13 protein-coding genes are annotated in these 14112 nt (G+C 44.9%); 5 read left to right on the forward strand and 8 right to left on the reverse strand.

Translation table 11 applies throughout. The annotated features are described in order from the left end of the window. Positions 1–57: 57 nt before the first annotated feature. Genes mukB through cmoM form a run of 4 tightly spaced genes read right to left on the reverse strand, consistent with a single transcriptional unit; the run spans position 58 to position 7374 of the window. A complete protein-coding gene (gene mukB / locus QV280_RS07755; RefSeq protein ID WP_152819759.1) occupies positions 58–4512 on the reverse strand; it encodes a chromosome partition protein MukB in 4455 nt (1484 codons plus the stop codon). Continuing rightward, positions 4509–5246, reverse strand: a complete 738-nt coding sequence (gene mukE, locus QV280_RS07760) for a chromosome partition protein MukE (protein ID WP_023403622.1) — start codon at positions 5244–5246, stop codon at positions 4509–4511. The genes mukB and mukE overlap by 4 nt, the downstream gene beginning before the upstream one ends. Next, the gene (mukF, locus tag QV280_RS07765) at positions 5227–6579 is read right to left on the reverse strand and encodes a chromosome partition protein MukF (RefSeq protein WP_023403621.1); all 1353 of its coding nucleotides are present in this window, start codon (positions 6577–6579) and stop codon (positions 5227–5229) included. Before mukF ends, mukE begins: the two co-directional genes overlap by 20 nt. Further along, positions 6580–7374 (reverse strand): tRNA uridine 5-oxyacetic acid(34) methyltransferase CmoM, encoded by a 795-nt coding sequence (cmoM, locus tag QV280_RS07770; protein ID WP_367869526.1) that lies wholly within the window; start codon positions 7372–7374, stop codon positions 6580–6582. A gap of 178 nt (positions 7375–7552) precedes the next feature. On the opposite strand from cmoM, the gene elyC reads away from it, so the two are divergent. The 5 genes from elyC (at position 7553) to QV280_RS07795 (ending at position 11433) form a co-directional block, all read left to right on the forward strand. After that, positions 7553–8320, forward strand: a complete 768-nt coding sequence (gene elyC / locus QV280_RS07775; protein ID WP_152819758.1) for an envelope biogenesis factor ElyC — start codon at positions 7553–7555, stop codon at positions 8318–8320. An 84-nt stretch (positions 8321–8404) separates the two neighbouring features. Further along, positions 8405–9055 carry a molecular chaperone TorD gene (torD, locus tag QV280_RS07780; RefSeq protein WP_152819757.1) on the forward strand — a complete coding sequence of 217 codons (651 nt, stop codon included), beginning with the start codon at positions 8405–8407 and terminating at the stop codon, positions 9053–9055. A 163-nt stretch (positions 9056–9218) separates the two neighbouring features. Next, positions 9219–10235 (forward strand): HTH-type transcriptional repressor PurR, encoded by a 1017-nt coding sequence (gene purR / locus QV280_RS07785; protein WP_152819756.1) that lies wholly within the window; start codon positions 9219–9221, stop codon positions 10233–10235. A gap of 157 nt (positions 10236–10392) precedes the next feature. After that, on the forward strand, positions 10393–11079 hold the full coding sequence (locus QV280_RS07790) for a TVP38/TMEM64 family protein (RefSeq protein WP_152819755.1): 687 nt from the start codon (positions 10393–10395) through the stop codon (positions 11077–11079). 27 nt (positions 11080–11106) lie between these two features. Then, positions 11107–11433: a putative signal transducing protein gene (locus QV280_RS07795; protein ID WP_152819754.1), complete on the forward strand. Its 327-nt coding sequence runs from the start codon at positions 11107–11109 to the stop codon at positions 11431–11433. Between the two features lie 54 nt (positions 11434–11487). On the opposite strand, the gene QV280_RS07800 is transcribed toward QV280_RS07795, so the two are convergent. The 4 genes from QV280_RS07800 to QV280_RS07815 form a co-directional block, all read right to left on the reverse strand. Further along, positions 11488–12297 carry an alpha/beta fold hydrolase gene (locus tag QV280_RS07800; protein WP_152819753.1) on the reverse strand — a complete coding sequence of 270 codons (810 nt, stop codon included), beginning with the start codon at positions 12295–12297 and terminating at the stop codon, positions 11488–11490. 178 nt (positions 12298–12475) lie between these two features. Beyond that, the gene (locus QV280_RS07805; RefSeq protein WP_152819954.1) at positions 12476–13012 is read right to left on the reverse strand and encodes a DUF3833 domain-containing protein; all 537 of its coding nucleotides are present in this window, start codon (positions 13010–13012) and stop codon (positions 12476–12478) included. Between the two features lie 2 nt (positions 13013–13014). Further along, positions 13015–13569 (reverse strand): chalcone isomerase family protein, encoded by a 555-nt coding sequence (locus QV280_RS07810; protein ID WP_253912504.1) that lies wholly within the window; start codon positions 13567–13569, stop codon positions 13015–13017. Beyond that, entirely contained in the window at positions 13550–14089 is a 540-nt protein-coding gene (locus QV280_RS07815) for a DUF2878 domain-containing protein (RefSeq protein ID WP_152819752.1), read from the reverse strand. The genes QV280_RS07810 and QV280_RS07815 overlap by 20 nt, the downstream gene beginning before the upstream one ends. Positions 14090–14112: the final 23 nt, after the last annotated feature.

Here is a 14112-nt window from a genome sequence, read left to right on the forward strand (position 1 = left end):
AAGCACCTGTCATGAATCATGACAGGTGCTTTTTGTCTGGGTTAATAAAGAGAAAGTCTAGATCACTTCCGCTTCATCAATTTGCTGGCTGTCTAATGATTTTTGACCAAAACCGCGTAGACCTACCACATGTACGTGTTCATGATCTTTAAACACTTTACGCACCAGTTTATAAGTCGTCCCTTTTTCTGGGCTGATGTTTTCTGGGGCGGCAATCAACAATTGCATGTTTAAGCGGTCACACAACTCAAACAAGGTGGCAATGGATTTGGCATCCAAACGCGCCGCTTCATCCAAGAACAATAAACGACAAGGAACAATGTCTTTGCTACGTAAACGGCGTGATTCTTCTTCCCAGCTTTGCACCACCATCAATAGAATGGATTGACCTGTACCAATAGCTTCACCCGTTGACAGTGCCCCAGACTCAGCTTGCAACCAACCTTCTGAACCACGGTTAACTTCCACGCCCATTTCTAAGTAGTTTCGGTAATCCAGTAGCTCTTCACCCAACACTTGCGGTGAACGCTGACCCATATCAATGTGCGGGTTAACGCGTTGGAACAATTTCGCCATCGCTTCGGAGAAGGTCAGTCTTGAATTATCAAACAGTTGTTGATGCGCTTTATCAGGGCTTGCTAGGCTATCTAACAGCACTTGATGGCTTTCGCGAATTTGCACATTCAAGCGAACCCCTTTCACCTGACCAAAGTGGATGTTCGACAATCCTTGGTTCAAGATGCGGATACGGTTTTGCTCACGCTGAATGGTCTTCTTAATGATGCTAGAAACAGACTCTGAACTGATCGCCAGACGAGTTTCACGTTGATTAAGCTCTTCGGTTAGACGCGCTAGCTCCACTTCCATCTCTTCGATGGCTTCCACAGGATCGTCAGTGCGAATAATATCTTGGCGAATACGCTCACGCAGATATTGGTATACCGCAATGTAGAACAGCACCTTACGTTCAGGATACGCGGTATCTTCAGAAGCGCGCAGTGAATCTCGTAAATCGTCTTCATTGGCTACCGCAAGGCGCAATGCCCCCAACGATTTATCGGACATGGAGCGCAGCTCACCTTCTGAAAGATAAGCCAATTCACGTTTGTGCAGACGACGCTCTACATCGTGCTCTCGCGCCAGTTTCAATACTGAGCACCAGCCAGCTTTTGCCGTCACTACAAAGGTGCGCAGCTCATTGTACTCTTTTTGCTGCTTCTTCAGCGCTTTAGTGGCGGTGCGAAGCTCCATCTCAGTCGCGGTTAAGGTTTTCTGCATTTGAGATTGCGCGGTGCGCGAGGTTTCAATGCGCTGATGCAGGTTTTCTTTGCGCGATTGCGCGCGCTCTAAAATGCCATCATCTAAGGTAACACCGGCATCGCTAAGCTCTAGGCGGAACTCTTGTACGGTTTCAGACTTCGCTTGATGAGAGCTTTTTAGGGTTGCCAACAATTGGTTATATTGTTGGAACTGCTTTTGCGCCTGCTTTAAGCCTTCTTTAGCGCGCTCTTTCGCCGCTTCTGCGCTTACTAGTTTAAGTTTCAGCTGATCGCTCAGCTCATTACTTTTATCCAGCAATTGCACTGAGTCTTGGTAGGCAAAGTGCACTTTACGTCCTAATACGTTCGACAGTGCAAAACTCTTGGTTTTATTTTGTTGTAAAGCCTTATCAAGAGCTTCGTATTCGGCTTGAATCGCATCAAATTGCTCAGGGTCGGCATCAAGGGCATCCACAATAGGCTCAAGCTGTTGCAGGGTTTTGCCACACTGATCAAGGTAGCGCTTACTTTCAGTGAGCGCTTCTAACTTATGCTCAACCTCTTCTAGACGCTCAGCAAGGCTGATGTCTTCAAGGAGATGTAACGATGGCGAAATTTTATCTAATGCCGAGAGCGCTTTTTTCGCTTTGGCTAAAGTAATTTTGTGCTCACTTTCTGCCGCTTGCAGTTTTGATAACTGCTCTGTCAACGCACTGCGCTGACTGCGTAATTCGCGAATGCTATCTTCTGGATCGTCTTCAAAGGCCACTTGTGCGTGATTTGCCACAAAGTCATTAAAGGCTTGGTACAAACGCTGCGCTTTTTGCGCGTCAAATGAGGCTTTTGCGTAATCTTCGATTAATTGGTCACGCTCTTCACGCAAGGTATCAAGGCGAGATTCACGCGCGGCACGTCCAAATAATGGCACTTTCGGGAAGCGTGAGAAACGCAGTTGTTTGTCGCTGACTTGAACGCACACAGCGCCTTCAAATTCTTCCACTTCAAATTGGCTATCATCAAAGGCGTCAACGTCACCTTCTAAAAGGTAAACATCATCAGGGCAATCATCAAATTCGACCAATCGCTCTTTAATGCCGCTCATGTCTGACACGACAATCGCGTGACGCGCAGGGCCGTACATGGCGCTGAAGTAAGGCGCGTCATCTAAAGTGATGTCGTCGTATATTTCAGAAAGAAGCACGCCGCCTAAGCTATCCGCTAACGCTTTCAGACGAGCATCATTTGCCCCGCCCGGTGCGCCTAACGCTTCGATCTCTTTATCGACTTGAGTACGACGAATGGCAATCGCATCTTTGCTCGATAACAGGGCTTTCTCTGTTTCTAGCACTTGCTGCATAGACGCCATTACCGATTGAGCATCGATTAGCTCAGCATCGGTTTGCTCGGCAATTTTCGTCAAGGCGTCATTGGCTTTAATCCAGCTTGGCGCAATGGATTCAAAACGGGTAATCTCAGAATTAATTTGCTGCTCATTACGACGCATCTCAATTAAGTTATCACGGCCTGACTCAATGTTTTGCTCAGCCGTTTCAATGGCTAGAGCTTGACGCTCGTGCTCAATTTCTAAGTCCGCTTCATCGGATAACTGCGAGGCAAATTGCTGCTGATATTCAGTGACCAATGCACGCACCGCTTTTTGTTTTGCCAGTGCACTGCTTAATGCTTGTTTTTGTGACTGCCAGTGTGGCAATTGAGACACATCATTGTTGGCCGATACCGCTTTAGCCAATGCGCTTTTGGCAAAGCTTGCCGCTTGCTGACGTGAGCAAGTGCCATCGAGCTTTTTCACCAATTCAAAGGCATGGTTGAACTGCTCAACGCCTGCTGAATTGATGTCTAATTTGTGTTTTAGCGATAAGATTTGCTGAGTTTGACTTTGTTGCTGCTCAGCCAGTTCGCTGACAATGGCTGGGATCTCATCCACTGAATCAATGTCTAAACCGCACAGTTCACGTGCCTCAGCAAAGGCTTTAATCGCTTGCTGATATTGCAGCGCGCGAGTTTGCTGAACATCCAGCGCTTGCTGATAATCCGCGAGCTGAGATTTAAGGCTGTCGACCTCTTCTTCGGTTAAGGTGCTTTGCTCTTCGGCGGCAATTAATAGCTCTTGCGCCTCTTCGACCACCATGATTTGTTCTTCAAGGCGCTCACTTAGCTCAACCAAATCATCTTCGTAGCGAGCGATTTTTTGTTGTTGCTGCAGTGCATTTTGCACTAGCTGAACATAATCAACTGCGGATTGATGGTCTTGCTCTAGCGCTGAGTACTCTTCGACAACCGCTTCTAATTGCTGCTGCGTTGAGTTAAGCAGTGCATTGTTATCAATAATCTGCTGACGATTACCAAATAGCTCTGCGCGCATAGCCAGCGTGCTTTCTAATTTCGAGCGGCGCTGATTAGCATGACGCATGTAGTCGGCGGCAACGTAGTTGGTTGACTCAGTTAACAGGTGCTTAAATAGGTCACGATCCGCTTGGGTATTTTTAATCGCTTCCAAGGTGGTGCGGTTTTCACGTAGCGCCGCTTCCATATCCTGAAAGGCTTTTTTCACCCCGCCATTTTGTGGCAATAAATAATCGCGCAATGAACGAGTAATGGTGCTTGAGATGCCGCCGTATAAAGAGGCTTCAATTAAGCGATAAAACTTAGAGCGGTCGCTAGAGTTACGCAGTTTTTTCGGCACTACGCCAAAATCAAACATCTGTGCGTGGTAATCGGTAATAGAATTAAAGGCTTTAAATTGCGCCCCTTCGATTTCCGCCACTCGCTCTTTTACTTCATTGAGCTGACACACTTTCGCTTGCGTATCATTGATGGTTTCAATGAACAAGTTTGCTGCTTTAATCGAGCTTGGCAGACCTTGAATTAAGAAAGGCTTAATATCCACTTTCTTATCACGACCGGCAATTTGTTGCAGTTTAACCGCAAATACCAGACGTTGATTACGAGAGTTGACCACTTCTAGCGCCGCATAACACACGCCCGGTTGCAACTTACCGTACAAACCTTTATCACGAGAGGCTTGCGAGCTTCCCGCTTCGGTGGTGTTTCTAAAGTGCAGTAGGCTTTGATCAGGGATCAATGTGGTAATAAATGCCGCCATAGTGGTGGATTTACCCGCACCATTACCGCCAGACAATGTAGTAACAAGACCATCGATATCAAAGGTACGTGCAAAAAAACCGTTCCAGTTGACCATGGTCAGTGATTGATATTTACCGCGTTCAATCATGCTTGTTCCTCATTATTTGACTCATCACCAGTTTGCTCATCAGAGCTTGTTTCATTGTGGTTAGGCTCATCAAGCAAACTGCCTTGTTGTACTTCTTCTGAAGGGACCGCTTCACCGTCTCTAATTAAGCGTATTTGCGCTTGCTGTACATCATCACCGACTCGAACATCGGCGCCAAAGCGAAATACCGCTTCGCTGATGCGGAATTTCTCACCTTCGCCTATTGGCAATAGCATGCCCAGACGTTTCAGTCTGCGCAAAGAAGTGCGCACTTTGTCGTACAGTTTTTCTTTATCTAAATCGGTACCGGTCGCTTTATTGGTGACAAATTTCATCAAAGTGCGATGGTCGGCAATAGAAAGCAGTTCATCAAACATTTCTTGGTTGCTGAATATGCCTTCTTGCGCCAGACGCTCTGGGCTTAAATAAAGGAAACACAAGACCTTACCCACCAGCATATCTAACTCAGAGAGTACGCTACGGCTAATTAAGGTGGTTGAACGTGGGCGCAAGTAGAAGAAGCCTTCTGGCGCGCGCACCAATTCGGTGTTGTATCTTTGGTAGAACAGCATCAAGTCTGTTTCAAAGTCGCACAGCAGTGCATGGTTATCCATGTCGTCTTGAGTAATATGACGACCAGAGCGAAGTAAGCTATCTAACGCTGGAAACAGCGGATTTGCTATCGCTCGAACCAGATTCTCTGGCATATATGTATCAGAATTTATTGATGACATTCGCTTGTACCTTTGCGCCATATTCATTAATTGATTGCCAATCCGGCTGTATTGCTGCGTAGTCTTGCTCTGAGTAACCCAAGCGCACCGCTTGGTCTACCACTAATCGAGCCAGATCAAAGTGACTTGCCTGTGCGTGAGTGGCGAGATAATTACGCAGCACTTCACCAAGGTCGATTTTAGCCCCTTGATCTTTATGACGTTTCAACATGGCTGTGACTTGTTCGGCCAACTCATTGCTGACCTGTTGCATTTCTTGATATTCCACTTCTGGCGGCAATTGCCCCAAGGCTTCATCGTTTTTCAACACCAGAGATTCATCTCTTAGGTCTCGTAAACGCTCCGCATCGGCAAAGGTCAATAGCCATGAACTGGAGGAAAAATCTTGGATAGATTGACGCAGTCTTTGACTGAATGCTCGGTTCTTATCCATGTCAATCGCAGTACGGATAAATTTATGCACGTGACGGTCATAACCTATCCATAAATCTATCGATTGTTGTCCCCAACTGATGATGCGATCGAGCTTGACTTGCAGGCTAAATAACACCGCATCGATGTAGTCTAAATCTTCTTTGCCATACACCAATTGTTGTAAGGTCAATAGCTGAGATTGCAGCTCATCGCCTGCCGCTTGCAAGGAAGATTGCAGCTCGGTTAAGGTATCTGAGGTTGCAGAAAGCAAGTCTTCACAGTGAATAATCGCCTCACGCCAATCTTGGTTTAATAGCTCAGCAATCTCGGCTTTTACCTGATGCTGCTCTTCGTCCATGACCCTTTGGTTTAAGTCAATTTGGTCAAAAATTTCGGCTACCGAAAACTTCAATGTGCCGTATATGTCTCTACGCCAACCTTCATCAGTTGGCGTCTGCTCAGCAGTAGCCACAACATTTGCCAGCTCTTTGCCGGCTAAAGTCAGTTGGATAGACAATTTCAATTTCGAAAATTGACGGTGGCGCAGGTAGTACTCAGAAATGCCTACAGCAAGGGGCGAAAGGCGATAAATGCTGCTTCCGTCTTGTCCTTCACTGGTAAATCGGCTCAATAATCTCTGTGCGACTAAGCTATTAATAGCGTTATTGGCTTTGAAAGCGATGTTGCTGACGCTAGCATCACCATTAAATTCTCGCTGGACAATAGCAAATGCATCATGCAATTCGCCTTCTCCTAACTCTTCATCAAAACGTTCACGACTGAGTAGCGCTATCGCGACTAAAAAACTCAGATGTTCACTATTGAGGTTAAGGGAGAAATCGTGTTGTTTAACCCACCCGACCAGTTCATCGACTGTGACTTGATCGTCATGTTGCCCTTCTTGGGAGAGTTGACTCATTCAGTTCCCTACTGTCATTTCTTTTTGAACCCATACGTGTATGTATCTTCCTAGAGAAAGATAAGGTTCGGTTCTACATAATTGTCGTTCAAGCTGCATCAGTTCTTCTTGACTATAATCGCCCACATATTGGGTAAATCCAATATAGTCATGAAAGCAGCGAATCCCTGATTTTCCACAAATGCGTAAGTCGCATTCTTCTAACCAGCAATAAACGTCTTCGGGTAATAACCCTTTCTGCGGCTGCAACTTAAATCGTTTACGATGGGGCATTCCCTGCAATACATGTGGAATGTTGCCACATATTACGTTTTTCATTACCAATCCATGGTGGTTATAAAACATGATTGACGCCATGCCGCCAGGACGAACATGTTGCATCAATTTTTCGAGTACATCTTTAGGATCAGCTAACCACTCCATGACCGCATGAAACAAAACCAGATCCACCGGTTGCTTGAGGTGCTGATCTAACTCTTGGATAGGCGCATGGATAAACTGATACTGCTCTAGCAAATCTTGTTGTGCAATCTCTTGCTTAGCTAAAGAGAGCATTTCGCTAGAGACATCACACAATATAATATTGTGACCAAGCTCGGCCAACTTTTGTGACATTTGTGCTAAGCCCCCTCCCGCATCCAGAATGGTGAGAGGTTTTGCATGGCCTGCTATTTGGGTTATGATTTGCTGCAAATCTTCCCAGACGATAGTCTGACGTATATTGCCTTTGTCTGAGCCATAAATATTTTCGGCAAATTTGTGGGCAATGTCGTCGAAATTACGATCTTGTGTCACTTTTAATTAATGTATGATGTTATTTGAGTGAGTTTCGTATTGTGTCACAAGGACGTCAAGAATAAAGAGCGGTTGTCGATTTGCCCCTCCGATCGACTAAAAAACCGACCGATAACACGACATTTTAACTCGTGACACCAATTTACCCTACAGAACTTAGGAAATGGTTTAACCCAATATGTTTGAATTGAAAAAAATCATTACTGCCTTCCTTATGCCACTGCCTGCAATGCTACTTATCGGTTTCTTTGGCCTAGCGCTGGTGATGTTTACCCGCAAGCATAAGTCTGGCTGTATCTTTATTTTTATTTCATTAGCGTCCATTTTTGCTATTTCATTCCAGCCTGTGTCTACCTCGTTGCTCAAACCATTAGAGCGCAAATACACGGCCTTTTTACCACCAGCAGAAAGCTTAGACTATGTGATGGTGCTAGGCAGTGGGCATGTGATTGATCCGCAAATTCCGCCAACCTCTGAATTAAGTCGCACCGCGTTAATGCGCCTTAGTGAAGGCATTCGTATATTGCGCATGTATCCCGGCGCAAAATTGATTTTATCTGGCTATGATGGCGGCTCAGAAATGAGCCAAGCACGAATGATGGCGACGGTGGCATTAGCACTAGGCGTGGCTAAATCGGATATTATTTTATTAGAAACGGCGCAAGATACTTGGGAAGAAGCCAGACAAGCAGCGGGCTTTGTCGGTGAAAAGCATATGTCACTGGTTACTTCGGCCAGTCATATGGAACGCGCCCTGCGCGAGTTTCACAGCGCCGGTCTAAACCCTACTCCAGCACCGACCAATTACTTAGCCCAATCCAATATTAATCAAGCGTGGCAAAAGTACACACCGCAAGCACGATACCTAGAGCAAACGGAACGCTACTGGCACGAAACTATGGGTAAGTGGTGGAAAAACATACGAGATCTTGTCAGTAGCAAATAAGTGACTCATAATTTAGTGAACGTCTATATTTTCGCCAACTTAGAAGCTGGTGTTGTAGTTTGCTAACGAGTTATGGGTTAAACAATGCAAGAGCTCAAGCAGTTTAATGAACAGCGGGCAGAAATTTATTGGTGGTTTTCCAGCTTATTTTCTAAAGAGCTGACCCAAGACGAACTGATTGCCTATCAAACCCCTGAAGTGAGGGGTTTCATTAATGGTTTAGCCGAAAATGAAACCCTAGCCACAGCCGCTAAACGCTTACTGGATGCTCTTGAGCGACTGCAACAACGCCCGGGTGCTCAACTTGAATTATCCGCTGATTTCTACGACTTATTTTTAGCCTCTGACAAACAAACTGCCCAGCCCTGCGCCTCTGTTTATATTGATGAAAACAAGGCGCTTACTGGCACCCCTGCTCAGCAGATGACGCAAGTTATGTTAGAGCATGGCATTGAAGTGGATAAGTGCTTTAACGAGCCTGCCGATCATCTGGCTGTTGAACTCGACTTTATTGGCAATCTAATCATGCGCTCAAACGCGCTAGAAATGGAATCACATCTAGAATCAGCCCTTAGCGAACAGAAGTCATTCATTGAGCAACATTTACTGAGTTGGATTCCACAATTTTCGGTAAACTGCACTAAATATGATGAATTTGGTTTCTATTCTGCGGTCGCTGAACTGTTAGTTAAATTTTGTGAAATTGATTGTCGTTATCTCAGTAATGAAAAATAGCTCAGTTACCGAAAATAGATTCACATTATCGTCATAAATGCGTTGTCAGTTTCATCATTTATGGCTAGACTCCCCCGCAATCGTTTGCAATGTGATTTTGAGTGCAAATTACTCAATAATTCAACGCATTTTATAATCATTACTTATATTTACAAGGTCTCCTATGGCAACCATAAAAGACGTCGCAAAACTGGCTGGTGTCTCCACCACTACAGTTTCACACGTTATCAATAAAACACGTTTTGTGGCTGAAACAACACAAGAACGTGTTATGGAAGCTGTAAAAGAGCTCAACTATGCGCCAAGTGCGGTTGCTCGTAGCTTAAAATGCAACACCACTAGAACCATTGGCATGTTGGTAACTCAATCCACTAACCCCTTCTTCGCGGAAGTGGTCGATGGCGTTGAAAGTTACTGTTATCGTCAAGGCTATACGTTGATCTTATGTAACACTGGCGGACTGTACGAAAAGCAGCGCGATTACATTCGTATGCTTGCCGAAAAGCGCGTAGATGGAATATTAGTGATGTGCTCTGACTTAACCGAAGAGTTACGTGAAATGCTAGATTCTCACCCAGGCATTCCTAAAGTGGTGATGGATTGGGGCCCAGAGTCCTCTTCTGCAGACAAGATCATTGATAACTCAGAAGAAGGTGGCTACCTTGCCACTAAATATCTGGTTGAAAATGGACATACGAAAATTGGCTGTTTAACCGGTCAAACTGAAAAGCTTGCTTGTATTGAGCGTATGTCTGGCTATAAAAGAGCATTGGCTCAAGCTAATATCCCGTACAACGACGATTTCATTTTCGAAGGTAACTTTGAATGTGATACCGCAGTTGAAACGGCTGACAAACTGGTTGCTCTTGCAGAAAGTGAACGCCCTACGGCTATTTTCTGCTTTAACGACATCATGGCGCTGGGTTTAATTAGCCGTCTGACTCAACATGGCATTGCCGTTCCAGAAGATATCTCTGTAATTGGTTACGATAATATCGATTTAGCTGGCTATTTTGCGCCGCCTCTTACCACGATACATCAGCCAAAACGTCGCGTGGGTAAAACCGCCTTTGAGATCTTGCTAGAGCGCATTAAAAATAAAGAGCACGACCGCCGCATTTTTGAAATGCACCCAGAGTTGGTAGAGCGCTCAAGCGTGAGAAACCTAAACGCTAGTTAACGTGACCATTTAACTGAATAAGGCTAGATATCTTAATGATTTCTAGCCTTTTTTATTTGTATCTGCTGAGAATAAATTAAATAAAATACGCAACTGGTGAAAGTTTCCTATTATTGATCCTGTCTCTATACTTACTCAGGATGATAAGGACGCTCTCATGAATAAGAAATTGATAATCGGGCTAATTTTAGTTGCAGCGATTGTATTACTCGGCATCAACTTCGGTCAGTACTTCACTTTAGAAAATGCCAAAACTCAGCAATTGGCCCTCAATACGCATATTGAAAATAACTTCGTATTGTCAGCGACTATCTACTTTATTGGCTACGTATTTGTTACGGCCTTTTCCATTCCTGGCGCTGCGGTGGTGACTTTACTTGGCGCAGCACTGTTTGGCTTCTGGACCAGCTTACTATTGGTCTCATTTGCCAGCACCATTGGCGCAACCTTAGCCTTTTTAAGCAGTCGCTACCTATTGCGTGATTGGGTACAAGCTAAGTTTGGCTCTAAACTTGACGCCATTAACAAAGGCGTTGAACGTGACGGTGCCTTTTATCTATTCTCATTGCGTCTAATTCCCGTATTTCCGTTTTTCCTGATTAACCTATTGATGGGGCTAACCCCTATCTCGGTTGTAAAATACTATGTATTTAGCCAACTTGGCATGCTGGCCGGGACTATGGTGTATCTAAACGCTGGGACGCAACTGGCAGAAATAGACAGCTTATCTGGCATTGTTTCGCCTACCGTATTGGCTTCTTTTGCTCTGTTAGGTTTATTCCCGCTCATTGCTAAGTGGATCATGGGTAAGATTCGACCACAAAACGGCTCTAGCCCTGCTTAATCCATCATCGCAACCTAAAGGATATTCATGAAGTTATACGTTGCGCAAAACCCGCCTCAAGCTCATATTTTATGTGAGCTTTTGCGTAGTCATCGCATTCAGGTAGAAGTGCGCGGAGAAGGGTTATTTGGTCTGCAAGGAGAGTTGCCAATGGATGACTCTAGCCTGCCCTATCTGTGGCTAGTCGACGAGCACAAGCAACAGCAAGCCAAAGCCCTGATTGCAGAATTTGAAGATAGACACAATCACAGCTCAGATTGGCGCTGTGATGATTGTGGGGAAATAAATGAGGGGCAGTTTGCCTTATGCTGGCAATGTGGCGCTAGCACCACTGATGAAGCGATATTGGTTTAGTATCCTAGTTATTGAGTGCAATATTTAACTTTGATACCTCTATCTTTGCGACATCTAGCTTTGTGAACGAATAAACTCGATAGATTTGTCATTGAACTCTTGAGGCTTTTCCACGTTACAAACATGGCCGCAATTTTCTATTTCTACCAACTGGCTATTTTGGTGAACCGAAACCATCTCTTTTACCGGCTTGATGAACATGTAGTCCTTGTCACCCATTAAATATAGAGTCGGAATATCAAGCTCTTTATCTCTAAAGTAGCGCATTAGCGGGTTAACATCAGCTGCCAGCTTAAACCAACGTTTAAACTCTTTTTGACATAACTTTCTTGCTTCTCGTACAAACATCAAACGAGATTCAACTTGCCCTTTTTGCGGCATCACAATCCAAGCAAACAAGCTATACAGCCACATGTACGGGATAATGTTTTTACACAAATCGCCCATTTTCACTAAGATTTGCGAACGCGTATTAAAGCGCGTCACAGCGCCGCCAAGCACCATAGACTTAACGCGCTCAGAGGCAAGCTCTGCCAATGTGCGTACAATAATAGTGCCTAAAGACATTCCCACAAAGTGTGCGGATTTGATTTTGAGATGATCCAAAACGTGCAAAATATCTTTGGTCACTGACTCAAAGGTATAGCGCTTACTGATGATATCTTGGAATAAGGTATTGGATTTACCGTGCCCGCGCAAATCAACCAAGAGTACGTTAAAGTGCTCGCGGTACGCTTTAATTTGCTTAAACCAAATTGACGAACTGCCACCCGCACCATGCACAAATACTACCCACTCCTGAGATTCAGAATGGCGATAGGCTTTATGAAATAACATTGGATTTGATTCGGCAATAGCGGTCATTGATCACACTGAGGGAAATATTAAGGTAGTTGATAGTAACATAAATGACGAGCGCTCAGATTGCCCTAGTCGTTGATTTTGTAACAAATAGTGAGTCGCAATGCAAGTTAGGTGCCATTAGCAGTACAAATAACAGCCTAAACGCAAACAACACTACAGATGTAAAACACAGCGCAATCTAAAGATCCTTTTGGAAAAACAAAGTTAAAGTTCCAAACTCTATGCCTAATTTCCTTATAGAGGTTAAATTAAAGACGTGTTTATCATCTTGTCGATATAGCCAATCATCAAAGTGAACCACCACACTCGAATCCCCTCTTGGCAATTCAAAATCATAGCGCCAGCGCAGTGCATTCCCCACTTCTTCACCGATAGCGACTCCGACAATATCATCCGCTTTTCCCTCGTAACTGCCATCAGCTAAACGGGTGATCCGCCAAATGCGCGTCGATTGCTCGCCATCAGCAAACACGAAGTCTTCATGTAGCGTCAATGTATTGCCTTGCACCTTGCCTTGCAGTGCGACCTCAAAACGTCGTGTTTGCTTACCACTTCTGTCTTGCACCATGCCCCACGCGGTGACACTACCTGAAAAATAGCCAAACAAATCAAAATCAGGCCCTTCACCTTGATACTCATTCACATCTGCGGTGCACCCTGACATTGATAGAGACAACAGCGCGCTTATCATTAATAGTTTCAGTGTTTTGATCATCATTAATTCAACCCAATAAGTTGCTGTCTGTGCTTAGGATATTCAGTATTTGGCGATAACCAGATGGCTAAAAAGGCGTCGTTAAGGGCTTCATCGGTGATCTCACCTCGCCATTGGGTTAACCCGTCTTTTTGAATGTACACAAAGGCACCCGATAATCCGTCCGTGATATACACCAACTGATCGCCGAGTGCTACGTCAGGATAAATATTGCCTAAGCGCACTAGCCACTCGGATGATTGGTTGGTGTTATAACCAAGGTGCTCCCACTGTTTTTTGGTCTCTTTGAGTAAATGTTTCTTAGAGATATTGCGCTCATAAGTGATCGCCAAAGCAACCGGATGAGGAGAGAGATCATTACCGACTTGATATTGACCTTCTGGTGAGCGCAGCTGTGAGGTATAAACATCGAAAAACATAAAGTCTAAGTCAGCCGAGCCTACGGTCGGCCACTGCTGCCACTGCTGGAGCGTGCTTTTGCTCGGCGTGGCAAAACTTACTGTGCTGGCTAACTCAAGACTAATACAGAATAAGGTTCTAGCTAGGGTGAGTCTCATGTGGCTTTACTCCATGGCGTCTTTTTTGTAACACGTTTAAGGAGTAGATAATCAATGCAAAAACCAGTGCCCATTCCAATGCGATAATTACGAAAGTCATTGTATTTGAGTAAGGCCATTGCACCGCACCTAATTGCAAGCCGGCAAAATAACTGGCGGCGGCTCCTAACGCTCCAACCATACATACGATGGCAAAAGGGAGACGGATCAAAAGAGCGCGCATCTGATAGGCATACCAAGCAAAACTTACCCATAACAGCGCCAGCCACAGGGGTATGCCTGCCGTTGGTGTCGAAGAAAACACAAATAAGCCAGTAACGCCGTGTATCACATCCATCACCACGCCCACACAGGCGATCGTAAATAGCCAGCTCAGCGGTAGGTCGCGATAACGATAAGACAAAGCCACCGTCGCAATCACACAGACCAGCAACAACAGTTGTGTGCTTTGTTGCCCCATGACGGCTAAAAACCACAAGCATTGAAACCAAATAGAAATCAATAATAGTTTCTTATTCATAACTAACCTCGCTTATAGGCAAA

It is taken from the genome of Vibrio sp. B1Z05 (assembly GCF_052955985.1).